The following is a 21,583-nucleotide window of genomic DNA, read 5'->3' as shown; positions in this document are numbered from 1 at the left end:
GCACTCCTTCTGTGATGAAACTGAAAAATTGAATGGCAAGGGGCCGCAGGCACATCGTCTTGCTGGCCCTTCCTCACTCAGTACATATGCTGGCCACCGTTCATCGATACATTGCTGCCGGTCATGAACCCCGCAGATTCACTGACGATGAATGCAACCAGTGCAGCGATTTCCTCAGGCCGTCCCAGACGACCCACGGGAATACCGGCAATCACTTGCTTGACCACTTCTTCCGACATGCTCGTCACCATCTTCGTATCCAGATACCCCGGCGAGACGGTGTTGACCGTCACGCCCTTGCGCGCCACCTCCTGCGCAAGGGCTTTAGTGAAGCCATGCATGCCGGCCTTTGCGGCGGAGTAGTTGGTCTGGCCGAACTGCCCCTTGGAGCCGTTGATGGAGGCGATGTTGACGATCCTGCCCCAGCCGCGTTCGAGCATGCCGTCGATGAATGGCCGGGTGACGTTGAAAACGGAGTCGAGATTGACGCGCAGGACCGCATCCCAATCGGCGTAGCTCAGCTTGCGGAACGTAGCATCGCGCGTGATGCCCGCGTTGTTGACCAGAATGTCGATGTGGTAACCGTCTGCTTGAATGAGGCCGGCCAACTCCTGGCAGGAGGCATGGTCGGCCACATCCGCGCCGTAGGCGATGAAGTTGTAGCCTTCGTCCGTCTGGGCTTCCAACCACGCGCCGATGCTGGCATTGCCTGGCGAGTGGACGACGAGCACGGTATGGCCAACATCGTGCAAGGCCCGGGCGATGGCTTCGCCCAGGCCGCCAGTGCCGCCCGTGACCAGGGCGGTACGTTGTTCAGCCGGCATTGCGGCCACCGGTCTTGCCCGGTGCCTCCTTATCCTGCGCCGAGGCCCACACGGCTCCCCACTGTTTGAAGATATCCTGGAACGGGAGTACCGCATCGCCCTGGCCTACGGCCTGCGTAACCGATTTCTGCCAGTCTTGAATAGCTATTTGCAGGCCTTGGGTGAAGGTTGTCTGGTTTTTGATCGCGACTTGTGTCAGCGCCTGCGCGCCGCCCACGTGGTACTGGAACTGACGCCAGAAGGCTTGTGCGGGCAGCGTGGCCAGTTCCTGCCAATTCTGGGCCTTGAGCAGGCTTTCGATTTCGGCGCCGGACTCGGCAATGCTCTCGCTGCCCGCGCGCGTGGCGTTCTCCAGCCATTGCTGGCCGTTTTCCTGCATCAAGCGCTGTAGGCGTAACTGCAGTTCCACGTTCGCCTTGAACAGGTTCAGGGGGATAGTTTCGTTGCTCATGGTCAAGCTCCTTACTGGTTGAAATGCCCAAGTGGGCGGTGAACCGATCAGGCCATCTGGCCGATGGTTTTGCGAAAACGCGCCAACGACAGGGAAAACAGCACCGTGCCGATCAAGGCCAGCGCCAGAAAGGGCTGCCACACCGTCTCCAGGCCCGCACCCCGGTAGAGAATGGCCTGGCTCAATTCCACGAAATGGGTGGTGGGCGCGATCAGCATGATGTTCTGCACGATCTCGGGCATGCTTTCGCGCGGCGTGGTGCCACCCGAGAGCATCTGCAGCGGCATGATGGTGAGCATCATCAACATGCCGAACTGCGGCATGTTGCGCGCCAGCGTGGCGATGAAGATGCCCATCGACGTGGTGGCGAAGAGACTCAGCGCCGCGCCGGCGAAAAACAGCGCAAGGGAGCCCTCGATGGGCACGCCCAGGACGCCGCGCACCATGAGGTTGAGGGACAGGAAGGAGGCGATCAGCACGACCAGAGCCATCGACCAGACCTTGGAAAGCATGATCTGCGCGGGCGTGACCGGCATCACCAGCAGGTGCTCGATGGTGCCGTGCTCGCGCTCGCGGATCAGCGCTGCGCCGGTCAGGATGATGGACAGCAGTGTGATGTGGTTGATGATCTGCACCACCGAGCCGAACCAGGCCTTGTCGAGGGCGGGGTTGAAGCGCGCGCGCAAGGCCAGATCCACGGGTGGCGCGGTGGTGCTGCGATAACGCTTGACGAACTCGTTGACTTCACCGGTGAAAATTTGTTGAACATGGCCACTGCCGGTGAAGGCCTGGCTCATGCGGGTGGCGTCGACATTGAGCTGCACGGCAGGCGATCGCCCCGCCAGCACGTCGCGCTGGAAGTTGGGCGGAATGACCAGAGCGAAGGTGTACAGCCCCGCGTCCATGCCCGGGTCCACGTCCCCATAGTCGATCATGGCCGGTGGCGTGAACTGCGGGGGGTAGAAGGCCGAGGCAACCCGCTGGGACAGCGCCGAATTATCCTCGTCGACGATGGCGATGGGCGCGTTGTGCAGCGTCTCCGGCATGGACGTGGCCTTGGTGTAGACCGACGCGGTGAACACGTAGACGATGAGCACAAGCATCATCGGATCGCGCCAAAGACTCCACAGCTCCTTGACACCAAGGTCGTAGATGTTGGCCAGGTTTCTTCTGCGCATCTCAACGCTCCTGCTTCTTGAGTAGCAAAACAGCCACGCCGAGAATGACCGGAACCGAAATGAGCATCGACCACAGCGGCCCTGTCAGGTCGGCCAGGCCAAGCGCTTTGCTGAATACGCCACGGCTGATGGAAATCATGTGCGTGGCGGGGTAGATCTCGCCGATGAACTTGCTGGAGCCTTCGAGCGAGGACACGGGATCGATCAGGCCGGCGAACTGGGTGGCCGGTATGAGGGTGCCGATCATGGCGAAGAACATGGCCGCGATCTGGCTGCGTGTAACGGCCGAGGCCAGCAGCCCCATGCCTGTCGCGGCGAAGGAGAAGATCAGCGCGGCCAGCGCCAGGGTGAAGAAGCTGCCCTTGACCGGCACACCGAAGATGGTCACTGCGAGCAGGCTCATCAGCAGGAAGTTCACCATGGCCAGGCCGACATAGGGCAACTGCTTGCCAAGCAGGAACTCGATGCGCGTGACCGGCGTCACGTAGAGATTGGTGATCGATCCCGTCTCTTTCTCGCGCACCACCGCCAGCGCGGTCAGCATGGCCGGCAGCATGAGCAGCAGCAGAGGGATCACCGCAGGCACCATGGCCGGCAGGCTCTTGACATCGGGGTTGTAGCGAAAGCGCGTCTCGACGTTGGTGTTGCCAGCCATGCTGGCGCCGCCGCGCTCGCTGGCCTGTATCTGCAGCCAGTGCTGGTGCATGCCCTGAACGTAGCCCTGGACGGTTTCCGCGCGCTGCGGCATGGCGCCGTCGAGCCAGGCGCCGATCTGCACGTTCTGGCCCCGCAACACGTCGCGGGCAAAGCCAGCGGGGATTTCGATGGCCAGCGACAGTTCGCCGTTGCGCATGCGTCGATCAAGGTCCTCGTAGTCGATGATCGGCGCGTGCTCGGTGAAGTAGCGCGATCCGGCCAAGTTCAGCGTGTAGTTCTGGCTAAGCGTGGTCTGGTCGCGATCGAGCACCGCATAGCTCAGGTCCTCGACGTCCATGGTGATGCCGAAGCCGATCACGAACATCAGCAGCAGCGAACCGCCCAGCGCCAGCGTGGCGCGCACCGGGTCGCGCTGCAGTTCCAGCGTTTCGCGCCATAGATAGCTGAACATGCGCTGCAGACTGAAACCGCCAGCGGAGTGACCGCCGCCGTGTTCGGCGGGCACCGCGGGTGGCTGATCCGCCTGGTCGGCAGCCGGAGGCTGGCTGGCCGGGGCGGCCGTGCCGCCCTCCGCTTCGACGAGGTAGCCGATGAAGGCCTCTTCCAGGGTTTTGGCACCACGCTTCTCAACCAGTCTGGCGGGCACGTCGCTGTCGAGCACCTTGCCCGCATGCATCATCGACATGCGGTCGCAGCGTTCGGCCTCGTTCATGAAGTGGGTGGAAATGAAGACCGTCACCCGGTCGCGCCGCGACAGCTCGATGAGCAGCCGCCAGAACGCGTCGCGTGCCACCGGATCGACGCCGGAGGTCGGTTCGTCCAGAATCAGCAACTCTGGCTTGTGCACCATGGCAACGGCCAGCGACAGGCGCTGGCGTATGCCCAGAGGCAGACTGGCCGGCAGACTGTCGATGACGTCCACCAGGCCGAAGCGCTCCACCATCTCTTCGACGCGGCCCGGAATGTCCTTCGGGGGCACGCTGAACAGCTTGGCGTGCAACTCCAGGTTCTGGCGTACCGTGATTTCGCTGTAGAGCGAGAACGCTTGGGACATGTAGCCGACGCGGCGGCGGGTGCCCAGATCATGCGGGTTCACTTCGTGGCCGAACAGCCAGGCCCGGCCCTCGCTCGCCGGCAGCAGGCCGGTGAGCATCTTCATCGTCGTGGACTTGCCGCACCCGTTGGAACCGAGGAAGCCGAAGATCTCACCGCGCCGGATACGGAAGGAGACACTGTCGACAGCAACGAAGTCGCCAAAGCGCATGGTCAGCCCCTCGGCTTCGATGGCGATATCGTCCGCGCCGTCCTCAGGCAGAGGCGGAATGACAACCGCTTGGTGTCCGCGCTTTTTCTCTTCCGGGAGCAGGCGGATGAATGCCTCTTCCAGGTTCGGGCTGTTTGTTGTCTCCAGCAATTCCTTCGGCGTACCGGTGGCGAGGACCTTGCCGTCGTCGATGGCGGCCAGCCAGTCGAAGCGCTGGGCCTCATCCATGTAGGCCGTGGCCACAATCACGCTCATGCCGGGGCGATCGGCGCGGATACGGTCAATCAGATCCCAGAACTGCGCGCGCGCCAGCGGGTCCACGCCAGTCGTCGGCTCATCGAGAATCAGAAAATCCGGGTCATGAATCAGCGCGCAGCACAGGCCGAGTTTTTGCTTCATGCCCCCGGACAGCTTGCCTGCCGGGCGCTCCAGGAATTTGAACAGGCCAGTGGCCTGAGTCAGTTCGTCGATCCGCTGGCGGCGCTCTGCGGCGCCATGACCGAACAGGCGCGCGAAGAATTGCAGATTCTCCTCGACCGAGAGCGTCGGATACAGGTTTTTGCCCAGTCCCTGCGGCATGTAGGCGATGCGCGGGCATACCTGCTTGCGATGGGCCTTGCTGGCCATGTCGCCACCCAGCACCTCGACCGTGCCCTCCTGGATGATGCGCACACCCGCCAGCAATGAGAGCAGACTGGATTTGCCCACGCCGTCGGGGCCGATCAGACCGACCATCCGTCCAGCGGGGATGTCCAGGTCAATGCCATCCAAGGCAATGACGTCGCGGTAGCGCAGTCTTACCTGGCGGACACTTGCAACGGTCGCGAGCTGCGCGCTGTGGCTCATATCTTACTCCGGCACACGAACGGAGAGGTTCTGAGGCCACTCGGCCTTGGCGTCGAGCTTGACCCAGGCTACGCCGGGCAGACCGGTCTTGACCTGGTTCAGGTGCTCACGCAGCAGCTCCTGCGAAATCTGCGCGCGCACGCGAAACATCAGCTTTTGTCGCTCGCTGGCGGTTTCCACCGTCTTGGGGGTGAACTGCGCTGCGCTGGCGACGAAGGAAACGGTGGCTGGAATCACATACTCGGGCGCGGCATCCAGAATGATGCGAACCTCCGAGCCCAGCGCAACGCGGCCGGCCACGGTTTCGGGCAGGAAGAAGGTGATGTACACGTCCGACAGATCAAGGAGGTTCAAGACACGTCCGCCCGCTCCAAGCACCTCGCCGGGTTGCGCGACACGCACCTGAACCCGTCCGTCGCGCGGAGACCGCAGTTCGCTGTCGCGGATGTCGGCTTCGATGCGGCTGATACTGGCCGTAGCGGCGGACACGCTGGACTGCGCGCCGACAAACTGCGCCCTGGCGGCTTCGACCGCGGCGCGGGCAGCGGCGGCCTGTGCCTTGCTGGCCGCGAGGGTCGCTTGGGCGCCCCGTACGCGCGCCCGGTCATCGTCCAGTTCCTGGATCGAGGCGGCTCCCTCACTCGACAGCGTGCTGGAGCGTGTCAGGCGCCGTTGCGCGGCGTCCAGTTCGGACTCGCGCTGACCAACCAGAGCCAAGGCGGCAGTCACGTCGGCTTCACGCAGCGCCACCTGTGCCTGCGCCGCGGTCACCGAATGCTCAGCCTGCTGACGCATGGCCAGGGCCTCGTCGCGCTGCGCTTCCAGCGTTTCCAGCCGCATCTTGGCCAGTGGCTGGCCGGCTGTGACGAAATCGCCTTCACGCACCAGGATGTCTTCGATGCGGCCGGGAAGTTTGGTGGCCACGTCGATCTCGGTGGCTTCGATGCGGCCATTGCCGTTGACGAATCCTTCGCCCGGGCCGCTGTCGGTAAACCTCGTCCAGCTCCACCAGGCCAGCGCGGCAACAACCGCTGCAGCGAAAGCGACCAGGAGTTTTTTCTTGAGAGAGGGGGAGACAGTCATGGGTTCGGCGTGCCTTAACGGGTTGATGGGGTGGAAGCGGGAGTCGAGGCCGCACCCTGTGCCTCGCCGGCTGCGGCGAGGGTGCCGCCGCCGAGCGCGGCATACAGCGCCACCTGGCTGGACAGCAGCGCGCGGCGCGCCTGTACCAGTTGTTGCTGGGCTCCCAGCAGATCGCGTTGGGCATCCAGCACTTCCAAGAAGGCGGCCGAGCCGTTGTCGTAGCGCAACTTGGCCAGGCGTGCGCGTTCGCTTTGCGCTTCCAGGTTGGCTCTCTGGATCGTCAACTGCTCAGCCAGCCAGTGCTTTGCGCTCAGCGCATCGGCCACCTCGCGGAAGGCCGTTTGAATGGTTTTTTCGTATCCGGCGACGGCGATGTCGCGGCGCACTTCGCTCAGCTCCAGATTGGCGCGGCGGCGCCCGCCATCGAAGATGGGCAGCGACAGGGTGGGCATGAAGGTCCAGGCACGACTGCCGGAATCGAACAAGCCATTCAAGTCGGAGCTGGCCGTGCCGAAGCTGCCGGTCAGCGCAATGCGCGGCAAAAACGCCGCGCGGGCCGCGCCGATGTGGGCATTGCTGGCACGCAATTGGTGTTCGGCGGAAATGATGTCCGGGCGACTGACCAGCAGCTCCGAAGGCAGACCGGCCCGCAGCTCAGCCAGAACCGTCGTTTCATCGAAGGGTGCCTTGGCGGGCAGCGGGCCGGGATCAGCGCCTACCAGCAGTGCCAGGGCGTGCAGTTGCGTGGTGCGAGCCTGCTCAAGCTGCGTCAGCAGCGCCTGAGCTTGGTTCAGCAGGGTCTGGACCTGTGTGAGATCCAGCTTCGAGGTCGAGCCGACTTCGACGCGGCGCCGGAAAATGCGATAGGACTCCTCGCGGGTGGTCACGGTTTGCCGTGCGATCGCCACGCGTTCGTCGATCTCGCGCAGGCCAAGATAGCCGTCTGCCACCTGGGCGATCAGCGCCAAATGGACGGCCTGGCGAGCCGCGTCGGAAGCCAGCCAAGTTTGCAGGGCGGCGTCTTCCAGGTTGCGGATCCGACCCCACAGATCCAGTTCCCAGGTGGTCAAACCCACCTCGGCCCGGTACTCGCCGCCCACCTGCGATCGGCCCGACATGTTCAGGTCGCCAGGGACCCGCGCGCGTCCACCTTGGGCGCCCACGCCCATGGCAGGAAAACGATCCGAGCGCTGAATGCGGAATGTGGCGCTGGCTTCCTCGACGCGCAGCGCGGCCACGCGCAGGTCGCGGTTGTTTTCCAGCGCAGTCTCGATGAGGCGTTGCAGCAGGGGGTCGGTGAAGTACGCCTGCCAGGCAAGCTCTCCCGCGTGGGCGCCGTCGGTGCCTGATCCAAGATGCGCGGGCCAGGCTTCGGGCACGGGCAATGGCGGGGTGTCTGGCGCCGGAGCGAGCGACATGCAGCCGGTCAAGACGACGGCGCTCAGGGCCAACGAGGCAGCGCGCAATCTGAACGCGGGAAACAACGGGGAAGTTGGGAGCATGGTCACGTTCCGTACAGGTATCGGGCTGAAGAGGGTCTGGTCGCAGAGGAGGGAATGGCTGCCACCCCCGCAATGCGGGGTTCGTGGCTGGTGTCCGCAGGCCCTACTTTCTTGCTTGCAAGTGCTGTCAAGCCCACTTCATCTCCTTGTTGATATGTGCATCCCCGTGTTCCCCGGCTGGTTGATAGGGCGCTCTTCCTGTGTCGTAACCCGATGTGCCGGGTTCACTCGCGCCCTGTGTTGATCTGCATTGTGAAATCTGAAAACAAACGACTGGACGGTTGCTTTCAATTATACGTTACAATCCAAGAACCGCAATCAGCGGGCTCGTCGGTCATTGACGCAGGTCAATTCGAGCTGCCGGCTTGGGTTCAAGGAAGGCCCTGATTCTTGGTAGAGCCGGTGACAGGCCCATGGGAACACCCCTCAGATCTTTGAACAGAGCCTTTGAATGCCACCCAATAAAGATGACGCGCCAGACAACAAGCGCCCCTACCTGTCCTCTGCCGCCAGGAAAGAGGAAATACTCGACGCGGCCCTGGTCGAATTCGCGGATCGGACATACAACGCAGTGTCGATGGAGCGCCTGGCGGAATGCGCGGGCTTGTCCAAGGCTGGCATCTATGCCCACTTCAAAAGCAAGGAAGAAATTTTTCACGCCTTGCTCGAACGTACGACGAAGCAGATTTGTGATTTCCAGGGCTGGCTCCCGGATGAGGATCTGACGTTGCCAGAGCTGGTAGATGTCTACCTGGATCGCCTGTACGCGACCTTCAGCTCCCCTGCCACGATGTCGATCTACCGGCTGCTTCTGGCCGAAAGCGCCCGAACTCCAGAGCTGGTGCAGCGTTGGCACAACGAAGTTGCGCTCGGGCTGAAAGAGCGGGCGCAGACCATCATCCACCGCAACATACGCCGAGGCGTCATTCGCCCAGGCGTCTTGACCGAACACTTCTTCCCGTTGGCGCTCGCGCCCGCAGTGCTGTGGCTGAGTTCCTCGATGCTGTCCAAGGGCAGTCCTTCCATCTCGCTGGTGCAGTTACGGGATGCGCACCGGCAACTGTTGCTTGAGCTTTTGCAGCCTCAATGAGCGGAGTGATGCACAGAGTCCTGCGCGCCCTTGCAGGCTTGGCGATCGGCTTTGTGGTACTGCTGCTGACTGTGTGGGGTGCGCTGGCTCTGTGGCATCAGATGCCGGGACCTTCGGTGGTGCGATGGTTCGTCATTGCCATGTGGTCTACGTTGGGTGTGACCGTTGTCTTGTCGCGGGCGGGCTTGCTTGGGCGGCGCAATCGCAACATCGCCGGATTCGCATTTGTGATCGCAGCCGCCTCCCTGCTCATGTGGTGGGGGACGCTGCAGCCGTCACACCAGCGTGTATGGGCTGACGATGTCGCCCAGTTGCTGGAGGCCAGGATCGACGGCAACCATGTTCACCTGAATAATGTGCGCAACTTCCAGTGGCGCAGCGAAACCGACTACACCCCGCAGTGGGAGAGCCGCACATACGACCTGGATCGTCTGCGCAGCGCCGACTTGGTGCTTTCCTACTGGATGGGGCCGCACATCGCCCACACCCTGGTGTCGTTCGGCTTCGATGGCGGTGATCGCGTGGTGTTCTCGCTGGAAATTCGCAAGGAACGCCATGAGTCCTTCTCGGCGGTAGGAGGATTCTTCCGTCAGTTCGAGCAGATCCTGGTAGCCGCCGATGAGCGAGACATTGTGCGTACGCGCAGCAACGCGCGAGGCGAAGATGTTTATCTCTATCGCTTGCAGATGAATCAGGCGAGTGCCCGCGCGTTGTTTCTGGAGTTTCTGAACGCGGCCAATGAACTGCGGCAGAAACCGCGCTTTTACAACACGTTAACCAGTAACTGCACGACCATCGTATTCGAGCTGGCCCGGGTCATTGCGCCCGCATTGCCAATGGACTATCGCCTGCTGCTGTCTGGATATTTTGCGCGGTACGTCTACGACATGCATGGATTGACGCCTGGCTATCGTTACGATGAATTGCAGGCACTGGGGCATATCAACGAACGTGCCCTTGCTTCCGATGTGTCAGAGGATGACTTCTCGATGTCGATTCGACAAGGCGTGCCAGGCATCCCTGCCAACGAGGTGAATCCATGAGGTTCCCGCAGGCCTGCCTTCTCATTACATGCGCCGCTCTTGCTCCGCTGCTGCTGGGGGGCTGCTCGATCCTGCGCGAGTTCGGCCCAGTGGTTGAAGTTCATACGCTACCTACCAGGGAGGCCATCGAACTCAAGCGCGGCGACATCCTGACACGTGGCAAGCTCAGCGATGCGACTGTCCAGACCATCAGGGTGGCGGCATTGGATGAGCAGGCATGCGCAAAGCCGATCTCCTCGGAGTGCGCGGAGGCCTTGGCTACCGTGACGGGGGTTGCCACGGATAGACGCCTGGCTGCACTGTCCGAACTATGGCTGGCGCAGGCTCAGGCCATGAAGCCCGGTTCAGCGCAGCAAGCCGCCTGGCTTGAGACGATTCGCTATGCCTATGCTTATCTGTTCCTTGGTGACCATACTCCGGGAGAGCGGGCCTTCGAGGATCGCCAGACCCAAGTGCGGGATTGGTATAACTATGCCGTCGAGCATGCGGCCACCGGCATGTTCGAAGTTCGGCAACAAATGCCGACGCAGTTGTCCGACCAGACCAGTTGGAACATTGCAGGCTGGGAACTGAAGCTGGATATGCGCGGCGCGCGCTTACCGGGCAGTACGGCGGTGCCAGCCGAACTCCTGCCAGCCTCGTCCCTGTCTTTCCGTGGATTGCGTAGCCTCTACCGGCGCGACGGCTTTGGCGCCGAGCTTGTGGCGGTCATTCCGGACGAGTCCCTGAGCGCCGCCCCAACTCGGGGTGGTCGCCCAGCGGCAAAACATGATCAGCAACCGCTGCCCTGGAGCGAGATGCCCGCGCCGTCCATGACGGTTCTGCTGCATCCCGACGGAGACAACTTGGACAGCGTGCTGCATGCTCGTACAGCCCGTCTGACGGTGCATGACCCCTATGTGGAATCGGCCATTATGCTGCGCGGCCAACGTGTGCCGCTGGCGGCCAATTTCACGGCCGGCTATGGCGTATGGCTGGCCCGTGCCAATTTCAACCGCCAGTCGCTGCGCAGCCTGCTCGGGCGCGAGGGTGGCATCGACCGCCCGCACGTCTACTTGATGCAGCCCTACGATCCGAACAGGCGGATCATCGTCATGCTGCACGGACTGGCCAGCAGCCCTGAAGCCTGGGTGGAACTCGCCAACGAAATCCTGGGCGATGAGGCCCTGCGCCAGCATTACCAGATCTGGCAGGTCTACTACCCGACCAACATGCCAGTCGCGTTGAACCACGCCATGATTCGCAGGGCGCTCGGGGATACGCTGACGCATTTCGACCCATCCGGCCAAGCGCCGGCGTCGTCCGACCTCGTGCTGGTGGGGCATAGCATGGGCGGGGTCATCGCGCGGTTGATGGTGTCGTCAACCGATCAATCGCTGGTGCAATTGGCTGCGGATCACAGTCGGTTGACGCCGCAGCAGATCAGGCGCATTGATCCCATGTTGCGCTTCGAGCCCTTCCCGAATGTCAGCAGTGCCATCTTCATCGCGGCGCCTCATCGGGGCACATCGGTCGCGGGTGGACGCCTGGGGCGCTGGATGGCGGGATTTATCCGCTTTCCCATTACGGTGCTCGAAGAACTCGCCCATACACTGACACCCAATGCGGCCGCCAGCAGCCGTGAAAGCCTGGCAACCATTCCCAATAGCGTGAACAATCTCGACGAAAACGATCCGTTCGTGCGTACGGCGGCGGGCTTTCCCATCTCATCCCAGGTGCGCTATCACTCGATCGTGGCCCAAGCCAATTCCGAAGTGGCCCTCGATGATTCCGATGACGGTCTTGTGCCTTATCGCAGCGCACATCTTCCCGGCGCACAGTCCGAGAAAGTCATTATTTCGGGGCACAGCGTGCAACAGAGCGCGGCCGCGATACTGGAGATCCAGCGTATTCTGAGAGAGGACATGGCTCTGCGGGAAGCGCATTTACAGCCATAGACAACTGCCATCTGCTGTGCGCGGCCGAGCTGATTTCGGATTTCGTATGGGCGTAATGCATTCATCTGAATGCGCAAAGAGCATCAGACTTACTGTTGCCCGCTCGACGCTGGCACAGTGGGTCGGTGCGTGCGGCGCGCAACTGCAGCCGATGGTAAAGGCGCTGGATGACGAACTGCGTCGCCACGTGGTGCTGCACGCCCACGAGACGCCGATGCTCAAGCCCAAGCATCTTGGCGACGGCAAGGCGTACCCAACGTGATCCGCCGTCTGGCGGCGACCCAGCCCATGCTCGACAAGATCGTCGGCCACCAACGCCACATCGCTCAGGCCTACGGCATATCGATGGAGCATGCGCGCTGGCTGTTGACCACCGTGGCGTTCCACTGCCTTGCCGTGGCCGACACGGTGTACTCGGTCGCCGAACGGGAACCCGTCGTGGATGCAGACCGTGCGACGGAGGAAGCCGAGATGGAGGCCGAACTCAACAGGGCATGCACGCACTCATTGTTGGCATGCTGGCCTTGATGGATGCTGATGGCCTTTCAGGAGATAGTTGATCGTCGTTCTCGTTTGTGGGGGTTGAATGGAAATCCAGGGATGCCGTAATTGAGGAGCCTGGACGGCGTATCGTTCAGGAACAAACACGCACGGGCGGCCAGGCCCTGCCGTGGCTCGACATGACGGCCTTCCTGCGCGGGGCCATCGACCTTGCGCTAGACAACCATGCCAATGCGCCACGCAGCAATACGCAATGGGTGTTCTTCGACCGTGGCCTGATCGACGCGGCGGCAGCACCCCAGGCACTGGACGGCACTACTATTCTGGACACGATTGCCCAGTCGCATCGCTACCACTCGCGCATCTTTCTGGCCCCGCCGTGGCCTGAAATCTATGTGCAGGACGAAGAACGCCGTCACAGCATGGATGAAGCGCGGGCTGAATTCGAGCGGCTTCAGCGCACCTATCCAGCGCTGGGCTATGCGGTATCGCGGTTGCCCAAGATCAGAGTGGCGCAACGCGCTGACTTTGTGCTGGACACCTTGGCTAGCCGCTAACCTACCAAGGCGAACTCTACCGTATCTCACCGCCACGTAGGACTCCATGCTCAAATCTCTTGCGTAACTCTGAGATAAGGATTGTTGGGTGGTACTGCATCGAACAACCAATTCGCATCGATCAGCAAATACCCATGCAGCTTCCGGGACTTGCGCGGCCCGGTGACTTCACAGATCCAGATGTTCAAGCCGCTGTCGTGCTTTCGATGCAACCCCAGTTTCTCAAAGCGCTTCTGCACCCACTGCCAATCCGGCATCTTGTCCTGCCGTGCCAGCGTGCCGACATGAGGGTGCTCCTGGACGTAGCGCTGGAACACACCTGGGCTGACCAAGTAGGCCGTGTCATTCACGGAATGCACGAGCGCTTTTGCGTCGTTGATGATGAGCCGGCGCGAAGCAATTCCCTGTTTCAGCCACATCATGAAATGTTCGCCTGACGGGGGCGCTGCTGTTAGGGGTGGTTTAGCAGTAGATGGTGGTGGCGAAGGAAGCACTGCGGCAGTCGCTGGCATAGGAGTGCTGGGGTCTGCGGGGTAGCTTCTCTGTGCAACCGGCTCCACATCCTGCTCGGCACCAGGCGAGCCGCTCGTGCTCACCATTGCCAGCATGTCCTCCATGACATCGGACACGGGCTGGGCCTTAGGCGGTGAGGCGGTGACGGTACTACTGCCTTCCCAAGATGGAAGTTTCTGACCGTTCGGGGCTGCCTTCGCCATGGCCGCAGGCGGCATTTTCGGCGCCTCGGCGTCGTTTTCGGCGACTGCCGCGTCGATCGCTACCGTGCCTGCAAAAGGCGTCGGTCGCTCGCCAGATTCCCAGATCAGCGCAGGAGCGAGGCGCAACAGGGTGAACGAGTGGGACCAGCCGGTGGAACTGGTTATGGTCGCGCGCCAAATAGCCTTGCCGTCGGGCGCCGGCTGCAACATGCCGTGATCCTGGAGGACGTTGAACACCGCGGTGTTGTTCGCAGGGATGCCATCGACGCCTTGGGACAGCAGGTGCGCACGCAGTTTGTCCGAGACCGTTTTGCTCACCAGCCACAGGGCATCGTCGGTGAGCCAGCCATCGGAGGCTTCCGGCTGGTTCAGTTTCAACTGTTCCTTGAGCAGGTAGCGCAACCCGTCGAGCAGCTTGCGCTGCAGCGCGTGCTTGGGCGCAGCCATGGCGCGGGCCGGATCGCCGCCCAGCTCCTGGGCCACCGAGGCCCGGTCTGCCTGCACGACAAGTTCGCCCAGTACGCCGGCGTGCTCGTACTGCCCGGCCAGGACGTAGAGCAGTGGTGCCCACAGGGACGGATAGCCGCTGAGCCAGTCCAGGGCCTCACGGTCGAGCAGTTGGTGGTAGAGCAAACCTGTCGCGGCGCTGTGCAGGCGGTACTCGTGATCGTCGCGGTAGCGGAATCGGTATGGCTGGCGCAGCGGGCCGTGCCAAGGGTGCCAGATGCTGCCGTCGGCCAGCTCGACGTGCAGATCGACGGCGATCTTGCCGATGTCGTGCAGCAGCGCGGCGTAGGCGACGGCGGCGGTCCAGGCTTCGGACTGTGCCGCTTGGTCTTCGGGGCTGGCGCCGATGGGCAGCAGATGGGACTGCCGCAGTTTCAGACTGTAGGCGACGATTTCGAGGCCGTGGTCGAGCATGCCGCCCAGATAGGCATGGTGATGCGCCTCGGAGGCCGGGAAGGCCTGGACCAGCTCGGCGTAGCGTTCCAGGGGCGCTCGGTACAGCGTGGCGAATTGCCTGCGCGACAGCGAGGTGCGCTGCCAAATGTGCTCCAGCAGCTTCTGCCGGCGCGGGGTGGCCAGCAGCGATGCGGCCGACTCGGGCCGCATCAACCCTTTCGGGAGGACGGTGGCGGGTGCTGGCGGTGGCGCGCCGGCGACCGGGGGCCGTTTTCGCTGGAACAGGGAGAGCATGCGGGTGTCCTGTGGCGGGCCGACCGGGAGGCCTTTTTGCCTTTTCGAGGTAGGGCCTTTCCCCTTGCACCCCATTCCCTTGCCGTTTCGGCCCTTTGGCCTTTAACCGTTTCGGTATAGCGGGGCCTGGGTTGCGGTTCCAGCGTCAATGTGGAACCCGCACGAATGGATTGCGCGGCGACCAGCCGCTGGCCTCGGCCTATGCTGCGGAGACGCTGTTTTCGCCAGGTAGGTTGCTCTCTAGGCGTCAAAGTTGACAAATGCGACAAAGGCGACTAGAGTAAGTCCTGTCTCAAACCTACCTGGGAGATGACCATGCCCACCGCCATTGAATTCATTGCCGACCGTCTGCCGCGTGTCACCGTGGAGGATGTGCGCCGCTTCGCGGATACCGTCGAAATCCGGGATGCGCCGGCTTTCGCGGCCGAGTTGCAGGCGTTCATTCACGAGCGCGTGGAGGCGGTAAAGCTGCCAGCCAACCTCGAAGGTGAAACGGTGGAGCACGCCTTGAAGCGTAAGACGGCTGCGCTGCGCGCTGAGACGCGCTGGGCGCCGACTGAAACCGACGTCCAGCGAGGCCGCGCCGTGCTGCTGGAAACCTTCAACCAGCCGCACAACCTGCCGCCCGCGGAGTACGCCAAGCTGGCGGACAAGTCGCGCCAGCAGATCTACAAGGACATCCTCGCCCGTCGGCTGCTGGCGCTGAACGTGGGGCCGCGAGGCCAGAAACTGCCCGACTGGCAGCTCGACCCGGTGAAGCAGCAGTTGACCCAAACCGTGCTTCAGGAGGTCGAGGGCATCGACCCTTGGACGATCTACCGCGCACTGTCCGAACCGCTCGAAGGCTTGGGCGGCCGCTCGCCAGTGGATGCGGTGACGCATGGCACGATCGACGACGTGGCCGAGGCCGTGTTCAACGTGCTGGGCGTTCAGGTGCATTGAAGCGAGATCGCCATGAGCCACGAGCTGCCTTCGTTCCTGATCGATGCCGGTGAGCTGCTCCAGCATGTGAGCCGCGTCGTCTATCGGGGCAGCCCGCTGTACTATGGCCGCAGCAGCACCAATCGCTACGATGACCCGGCCCAGGCCTACGGGGTGCTCTACCTGGGGCGCGACCTGCCCACGGCGCTGATGGAGTCGGTGTTTCATAAGCACCAGTGGCTTGCGGACACGAAGCGCTCGATCGCGCTGAAAGAAGTCCAGAGCCGGATGGTGCGCGCAGTGGGCGTGATGGACGACGTGCTTCTGGCCGACCTCACGGCGCCGGGCGTCATGGCGGGCTACTTCGGCCTGAACCTGGAGCAGTTGGCCAGCCGCGACTACACGCACACGCAGCAGGTGTCGGCCCAGGTGCATGCGATGCTTGGAGATGACGGCCAGGTGCTGTTCGACGGGGTGCTCTATCCGTCGCGCAACAACTATCCCGCCAAGAGCATCGCGCTGTTCGAGCGTGCCAGCGCGAAGGTCAGTGTCATCGAGGACATCGATCTCGTTGACCATGTGGACTGGCCGCGTTTCGTTGCTACATACCGCATCGGCGTGGAGCCCGACCCTGGCCCGTTGGAACCGGATGACGAAGCGTCCTGAAGCAGCAAGAGAACACATTGAAGCCCTAAACAGAATGAAATGGACCAAACTGAAATAGGCATCCCTCAGCAGTAGGAGACGACCATGAACACCACGACTCGCACCAGCACCGCAGAACGCCTCGGCCGCGCCTTTGGCCGCGGATGGCGTGCCTACGCGCGCTGTGAACGGCGGGCGTCGAACTGGTTGGTTTCCAAGGGCATGCCGACGGCTGGAGCCACCGCGCTCGTGTGGATGGTTAAGCTGGCTGCGCTCGGGGTGCTGCTGTACACCACCTTCTGGCTGGCCCTGGTGATGGTGTGCGTCATGGTGGTTGCCTGGATGGCCCGCAACACCGACTTGGGCGAGGAGTTGCCCGAGCCAGAGTGGCGAAACGGACCAGCAGGATTCGGCCTATACACCTACGACGGTTTCCGCATTGATCCTCATGTCGAGGACGACTAGCAGCGATCACTTCTTCGACACTGCATTGATCGCAATGCTTCCTCCCCTTCCGCCAGCAGCCTTGGCATCTCCGGTGGCTCCTGCGAGGCCTTGCAACACGTTGCCGGCACGAACGCCCGCCCAAGCCAAGGCCATGATCCAGAACGTAGGCAGTACGATGAACATCGTGCCCGTGACAAACATCAGGAGCATGTCTCCGAAGGCGTTGTTCAGCCCCACCAGCGGGTCGAAGTTGGTGTGCGGCCGATTCCAGCCGAACCCCCAGCCATAGAGCGCATCCAGGATCGTCGAATCGATCCAGCGCGCAAGCTGAAACCAGAAGTCCGTGAAGAAGAGCGCGAACTGCACGACGCTGACGGTAACGACCGTCTTCAGATCGTAGGTGCCTACGACCAGCACAAGCGGGATGCAGATGACCAGCGCCATCTTGAGCAAGGCGAGGACCATGGGCAGAGACTGTCTCACGACGTCCATGGCGGGAAACGCGGCAATCGCGCCGACGGCCATCCCAACGTCTCCCGTGGCCCGCGTCACGATGTTCGGCAAGGTCTTGTCGATCTGGCCGCCATAGTCCGTATAGACGCTACCCTGGTTCAATTTCTGTTGCCGCGGTGACGCGATGGCGCGGATCACCGAGTCGTCCACCTCGGCCCTGCTCAGGAACCCGGCCCAGCCTGCCAGGCGATTCAACAGGTTCGGGTCCACCTGTCCCAGCAGGCGTGCCCGCAGGCCATTGCCGCCATCGGCCCACCACTGCCTGCAGGTCGGGTAGCCGCCACCGCTGCCCACCTGTGCAAGCCCCGCATCGCGGGTGCTGTCGTAGGGCCAGTCGTCGCGCGGCGTGCTTGAGCGGTAGGTGTCGTAGTAGCCGCCCGTGTCCGTGAAAAACCTCGACCCTATCCAGGTCACGTCGTGCATCTGCTGCTCATCAAGCTGAGGGCGCTGCATGAACAATTTGGCCCGCGCAGGCCCATAGCAATCCCGCGAGAAATCCGCTACTTCCTGAGCCAGTACCGGGTCGTCAATGCGGGTCGCGTCGATCTCCATGCGCATCTGCCGCAGGTCCGTGCCGCATGGGATCGCCGCCACCGAGGCGCTCGTGACGGCGCGCGAGAGCGCGTGCATGAAAGCCCACCAGACCGGCACCTTCGCCGACTGGTTGTTGATGGTGCTGAAGGACTGCGACCAGCCGGTATCCGTGGGCTGCGGCACGCTGACCTGGCACTGGGCCGAGCGCGAGCTGTCGTACTGGATGGTGTTGAGGTCCACGTCGATGAACGGGATGCCAGCGAACATCACCACCACGATGGCGACGAAGACCCGGTTCTCGATGCGCGCAGCCGAGAGCACGCCCTTGTTGCCTTCGTCGGCACCTTCCGCACGGGCCTTCAACCACTCCTGCACGATGATGGCGACGAACGGCAGCGCGAATACTCCGCTCGACACCAGCACCGCCCAGATGCCGTTGTTGACGATCCAGGACACCAGCGTCAGGTAGTACTCCAGGTAGTCGGTCGTAAAAAGCGTCATGGCGCGGCTCCCTCTTCAGCTCTGCATCAGCAGGCTGGCTTCCAGCGCCACGATGGCGACGACGCCGGCGATCTCGCTGCGCACCAGGCGTCGCCGCGCTTGCGCGTCTTCCTCGCGGGCCAGCAGCCGGCGGCGCATCCAGACCCAGCCATAGACCGTCGCGCCGTACAGGCACAGCCGCCACACCAGGAAGTAGCCCGCGCTGGCAGCCAGCCACCGCTCCCAGCCGGCAACGCTGCCGACGAGGTAGATGCCGACGAGATTGGCGCCCACGGCCGCGGCGATGATGACCACCGCCAGGAGCAGCGCCTTTGCCGCGCGCCGGCTGAAAAGCCAGCGCGGGCGCAGCCAGGCCGCGTTCATGGCGTGCCTCCCGGGTTGCCCCGCTGCAACCGATCGAGGCGGTCGGGCACCGGGTCGCCTTCGTAGATGCCGCGCGAGCCGGCCGCGCGCGTCCCGTGGCGCTGGATGATGGCCATGGGCGAGTTGTTCGCCAGTTCGCGCCGCAGTTCAAGTTCGGTCTTGAGGTTGCGGATCTCCTGATCGAGCGTGTCGCTCTCGTGGTTCACGGCCTCGACCGCCAACTGGTTGGCCGCCACGTTGGGTTCCTTCTTGCCGGTCAGCAGGGTCCGCTGGAGCAGCAATGCCTTCTCCAGCACGGACGACAACGCGACCTCGGACGCGAGACGTCGCGCCAGCAGGTCTTGGTCTGGCTCGTCGCGCAGCGCCTCGATGACGCCGCGTGTAATGGGCAGCGAGGTGCTGCCGGCTGCATGCAGGTTCTCGAACGTCGTGTTGCGCGTCCCAGAGACCAGTTCCTGCAAGGCCTCCAGCTTGGTCTCGTACTCCTCCTGGATCAGCGGCGTCAGCCCGACGCCAGGCACGGTCTCGGTCTTGGTGCAGGAATCACACGTGCGCTGTACCTGTTCCCCGAGAACCCGCGTCGCCCATTCGGTCGCCTGCTGCGGCGACGTCCAGGTCTGGCAGGACAGGCTCGCGCAACTGGCGGGCGCGATGGAGGACGTGTCAGTCACGCTGCGCCCGTTGACCAGGTTGTAGCCCGCCCGCGTCACGTCACCGACCACCCGGATGGCCGACTGGCCCGCGCCGCCGGCATTGCTGCCGCCCACCCAGGGCACGCCGTCGTTGCCGCGGCGCGTCTCGGCCTGCTCGATCGCCGATACGGCATCCGTGCTCGACACCGCATCGCGCAGCGCCATGCCTTCCGCCATCTGGCTCCATCCGAGCTGGCCGCCCGCCGTCTCGGCCATCTTCTCGGCCATCGCGCGACACGTCAGCTTGGAGCGGTCGAAATCCAGCCTCGCCTGCAGCACACCATTGGTCAGCAGGTTGTACAGCCCCGGATCGGCACGCTGGATGATCAGCGCCGGCAGCGATGCCACGGCACTGGTCGCGCTCTGGATCACGTTGCTCATGATCTGCTGGAACCCATTCGTGATCCCATTGAGCTGATTGCGCAGCGTGGTCTGGATGCTCATGTCGCCGCAGATGAGGTTGCTGTTCCAACCCAGGCCGACCCCGATCGAACGCATGCCAGCGGCGCGGCCCATGGACACCGCACTGCCACCGCCGATCGAGTACATGACCTCATCGCCGATGACGGGGCCGCTGGTCTGGAAGCCGGCCTGCGCCCACGCGAGGCCACAGACCAGGGCGAGCGCGCCGGCTAGCGCCGTGGGGCGCAGCGGGCGGCGAACCTTGGCGGATGGGTTCATCAGTTCAGGACGCTTCATCGCCGTACCCTCAATAGAAATCGACGCTGCCGAGGAACACCTGGCCCCGGCGTTCGCAGCACGCATAGGGCCGCCACAACGCCCAGGCGTAGTCGCCTTGTTGGGCCTGTGTCAGGAAGCCGTTGCGCGGGAAGACCGTGCAGGACGAGGACAGGACGGGCGTGAGTTCCTGCCACTTGCCGGTCGAGGCATCGCCCTCCATCAGCGCGCCGGCCGGCCAGTAGCCATCGCGGGAGTTGGCGAGCAGCGGCTGATAGACGTGGATCTGCCCGCGGCGCGTGACCACATCGCCGGCCCGTTGGGCCACCACGGCACCGGCCTTGTGGTCGTCCGTCTGGTGCAGGAAGCCGCCGCGCGGATAGACGTTGCCCCAGAGGTTCAGGGTCGAGCGCGCGCCGACCTCGCGCATGCCCGGGATCAATGCCTCCGGGTACACCATCTCCGGTACGTTGTAGCGCCAGGCCGGCGTGTCCAGCGTACTGAGCAGGTACGGCATGAAGGCCGTGCCTGCGCCCTCGCAGAAATAGCCCGAGGACGAGACGAACTGGTTGAACACCTCGACGCCGGGGTGGCCGATGACGTCCGCGTTCTTGAACTTCGCGAGATTGTTTTCGTGATCTTCATTGGTGGTGCCGTCCCCGCCGGCCTGGGCCGAAGGGTTGGGCGTGCTCATGGCGCGCACTTCGACCCAGGGGTTCTCGCCGGTGTTCGAGTAGGACGAAACCACCGCATCGGGGATGTAGTGCCTGACCTTGACGGACGTGCGCACCGTGCAGCCGGTCCAGGTGCAGTAGAGCCAGTAGCAGATACCCACCACCCGGTACTCCAGGCAATCGGGCGAAGCCACTGAACCCACGATGGTCGCCGTGTTCAGGGCGTAGCTGCCCGTGGCGCTGAGCAGCAGCACGGAGGTGACGGCAGCCCGCATGCGGCGCAGAAGGTCGAATGAGCGGATCACGGTTCGGCCCTCCGGTGCTGTTCGATGCGCGCGATGGCGCGGGCCACGTCAGGCTCGCCATAGACCACGTAGCGCTGATCCACCACGACAGCCGGAATGGTGGTGATGCCCAGGCTCCATGCGTCGGCAACGCCCTGGTATTCGGTGGCGATGCGACGCTGGAGGTCAGCGCCCCCCTGGCTCAGCCGGCGCTTCACGATGGCTGTTGCCTGTCCGGGATCGGCGGGCAGCGCCGCAGAAAGCTCCGCTTCGATCCGGGGCGCTTCATCCAGCTCGATCAGCTGCTCGCCACCCATGGTCCTGACCGGGTGACGGCTGTCGGTGATGATCACCACATCGGCGGCGAAGCTGGCCGGGCTGAACACGGCCAGGGAAGCCGGCAGCGCAACGGCCAGGCCAAGGGTTCGCCAGCCCGATGCGAACCTGGATGAAGATGCTGGCATGTCGAGCGCCCCCAAGAGTTG

General features: G+C 63.5%; 21 protein-coding genes. 9 read left to right on the top strand and 12 right to left on the bottom strand.

Features of this window, described 5'->3' with window-relative positions; all coding sequences use genetic code 11:
• Positions 1 to 77: 77 nt before the first annotated feature.
• The 6 genes from phbB to ACVOLQ_RS06945 are packed head-to-tail and all read right to left on the bottom strand — an operon-like array spanning position 78 to position 7,805.
• Complete coding sequence (phbB, locus tag ACVOLQ_RS06970; protein WP_003050045.1) at positions 78 to 824, bottom strand: acetoacetyl-CoA reductase; 747 nt, start codon at positions 822 to 824, stop codon at positions 78 to 80.
• A complete protein-coding gene (locus ACVOLQ_RS06965; protein ID WP_003050047.1) occupies positions 814 to 1,275 on the bottom strand; it encodes a phasin family protein in 462 nt (153 codons plus the stop codon). The genes phbB and ACVOLQ_RS06965 overlap by 11 nt, the downstream gene beginning before the upstream one ends.
• A gap of 47 nt (positions 1,276 to 1,322) precedes the next feature.
• A complete protein-coding gene (locus ACVOLQ_RS06960) occupies positions 1,323 to 2,453 on the bottom strand; it encodes an ABC transporter permease (RefSeq protein WP_003050050.1) in 1,131 nt (376 codons plus the stop codon).
• Position 2,454: 1 nt separating this feature from the next.
• The gene (gene rbbA / locus ACVOLQ_RS06955; protein WP_003050052.1) at positions 2,455 to 5,220 is read right to left on the bottom strand and encodes a ribosome-associated ATPase/putative transporter RbbA; all 2,766 of its coding nucleotides are present in this window, start codon (positions 5,218 to 5,220) and stop codon (positions 2,455 to 2,457) included.
• Between the two features lie 3 nt (positions 5,221 to 5,223).
• Positions 5,224 to 6,303, bottom strand: coding sequence for an HlyD family secretion protein (locus tag ACVOLQ_RS06950; RefSeq protein ID WP_003050054.1), 1,080 nt, complete (start codon positions 6,301 to 6,303; stop codon positions 5,224 to 5,226).
• Between the two features lie 14 nt (positions 6,304 to 6,317).
• Positions 6,318 to 7,805 carry an efflux transporter outer membrane subunit gene (locus ACVOLQ_RS06945; RefSeq protein ID WP_003050056.1) on the bottom strand — a complete coding sequence of 496 codons (1,488 nt, stop codon included), beginning with the start codon at positions 7,803 to 7,805 and terminating at the stop codon, positions 6,318 to 6,320.
• Positions 7,806 to 8,256: 451 nt separating this feature from the next.
• Between ACVOLQ_RS06945 and ACVOLQ_RS06940 the strand changes: the two genes are divergently transcribed.
• From ACVOLQ_RS06940 to ACVOLQ_RS06915, 6 genes are read left to right on the top strand one after another with little or no spacing between them, the layout of a single operon-like run.
• Complete coding sequence (locus tag ACVOLQ_RS06940; RefSeq protein WP_003050058.1) at positions 8,257 to 8,895, top strand: TetR/AcrR family transcriptional regulator; 639 nt, start codon at positions 8,257 to 8,259, stop codon at positions 8,893 to 8,895.
• Positions 8,896 to 8,903: 8 nt separating this feature from the next.
• A complete protein-coding gene (locus ACVOLQ_RS06935) occupies positions 8,904 to 9,938 on the top strand; it encodes an Lnb N-terminal periplasmic domain-containing protein (protein ID WP_003050060.1) in 1,035 nt (344 codons plus the stop codon).
• Entirely contained in the window at positions 9,935 to 11,875 is a 1,941-nt protein-coding gene (locus ACVOLQ_RS06930; protein ID WP_003050063.1) for an esterase/lipase family protein, read from the top strand. The genes ACVOLQ_RS06935 and ACVOLQ_RS06930 overlap by 4 nt, the downstream gene beginning before the upstream one ends.
• A gap of 55 nt (positions 11,876 to 11,930) precedes the next feature.
• Positions 11,931 to 12,137 carry an IS66 family transposase gene (locus tag ACVOLQ_RS06925; RefSeq protein ID WP_199917100.1) on the top strand — a complete coding sequence of 69 codons (207 nt, stop codon included), beginning with the start codon at positions 11,931 to 11,933 and terminating at the stop codon, positions 12,135 to 12,137.
• Positions 12,134 to 12,403 carry a hypothetical protein gene (locus ACVOLQ_RS06920; protein ID WP_003050070.1) on the top strand — a complete coding sequence of 90 codons (270 nt, stop codon included), beginning with the start codon at positions 12,134 to 12,136 and terminating at the stop codon, positions 12,401 to 12,403. Before ACVOLQ_RS06925 ends, ACVOLQ_RS06920 begins: the two co-directional genes overlap by 4 nt.
• Before the next feature lie 47 nt (positions 12,404 to 12,450).
• On the top strand, positions 12,451 to 12,933 hold the full coding sequence (locus tag ACVOLQ_RS06915; RefSeq protein WP_013520789.1) for an AAA family ATPase: 483 nt from the start codon (positions 12,451 to 12,453) through the stop codon (positions 12,931 to 12,933).
• Between the two features lie 50 nt (positions 12,934 to 12,983).
• Here the strand turns inward: ACVOLQ_RS06915 and mobH are convergent, their stop codons facing one another.
• The gene (gene mobH / locus ACVOLQ_RS06910; RefSeq protein WP_481527506.1) at positions 12,984 to 14,846 is read right to left on the bottom strand and encodes a MobH family relaxase; all 1,863 of its coding nucleotides are present in this window, start codon (positions 14,844 to 14,846) and stop codon (positions 12,984 to 12,986) included.
• 315 nt (positions 14,847 to 15,161) lie between these two features.
• On the opposite strand from mobH, the gene ACVOLQ_RS06905 reads away from it, so the two are divergent.
• From ACVOLQ_RS06905 to ACVOLQ_RS06895, 3 genes are all read left to right on the top strand, one after another.
• Positions 15,162 to 15,788, top strand: a complete 627-nt coding sequence (locus ACVOLQ_RS06905) for a hypothetical protein (RefSeq protein ID WP_003050085.1) — start codon at positions 15,162 to 15,164, stop codon at positions 15,786 to 15,788.
• A gap of 12 nt (positions 15,789 to 15,800) precedes the next feature.
• Positions 15,801 to 16,433: an RES family NAD+ phosphorylase gene (locus tag ACVOLQ_RS06900; RefSeq protein ID WP_003050087.1), complete on the top strand. Its 633-nt coding sequence runs from the start codon at positions 15,801 to 15,803 to the stop codon at positions 16,431 to 16,433.
• 84 nt (positions 16,434 to 16,517) lie between these two features.
• A complete protein-coding gene (locus tag ACVOLQ_RS06895; protein WP_003050090.1) occupies positions 16,518 to 16,877 on the top strand; it encodes a DUF3742 family protein in 360 nt (119 codons plus the stop codon).
• 6 nt (positions 16,878 to 16,883) lie between these two features.
• Here ACVOLQ_RS06895 and ACVOLQ_RS06890 read toward each other — a convergent pair whose 3' ends face one another.
• Genes ACVOLQ_RS06890 through ACVOLQ_RS06870 form a run of 5 tightly spaced genes read right to left on the bottom strand, consistent with a single transcriptional unit; the run spans position 16,884 to position 21,562 of the window.
• On the bottom strand, positions 16,884 to 18,407 hold the full coding sequence (locus ACVOLQ_RS06890; protein WP_003050092.1) for a conjugal transfer protein TraG N-terminal domain-containing protein: 1,524 nt from the start codon (positions 18,405 to 18,407) through the stop codon (positions 16,884 to 16,886).
• A gap of 15 nt (positions 18,408 to 18,422) precedes the next feature.
• A complete protein-coding gene (locus ACVOLQ_RS06885; protein ID WP_003050094.1) occupies positions 18,423 to 18,770 on the bottom strand; it encodes a hypothetical protein in 348 nt (115 codons plus the stop codon).
• Positions 18,767 to 20,161, bottom strand: coding sequence for an integrating conjugative element protein (locus ACVOLQ_RS06880; protein ID WP_003050095.1), 1,395 nt, complete (start codon positions 20,159 to 20,161; stop codon positions 18,767 to 18,769). Before ACVOLQ_RS06880 ends, ACVOLQ_RS06885 begins: the two co-directional genes overlap by 4 nt.
• Positions 20,162 to 20,171: 10 nt before the next feature.
• Positions 20,172 to 21,089, bottom strand: coding sequence for a TIGR03756 family integrating conjugative element protein (locus ACVOLQ_RS06875; RefSeq protein WP_199917180.1), 918 nt, complete (start codon positions 21,087 to 21,089; stop codon positions 20,172 to 20,174).
• A gap of 26 nt (positions 21,090 to 21,115) precedes the next feature.
• The gene (locus ACVOLQ_RS06870; protein WP_003050101.1) at positions 21,116 to 21,562 is read right to left on the bottom strand and encodes a TIGR03757 family integrating conjugative element protein; all 447 of its coding nucleotides are present in this window, start codon (positions 21,560 to 21,562) and stop codon (positions 21,116 to 21,118) included.
• Positions 21,563 to 21,583: the final 21 nt, after the last annotated feature.

It is taken from the genome of Stenotrophomonas sp. STEN031 (genome assembly GCF_056759975.1).
Note: the sequence above shows the minus strand (reverse complement) of the source record. Positions and strands in the feature narration are given on the sequence as shown.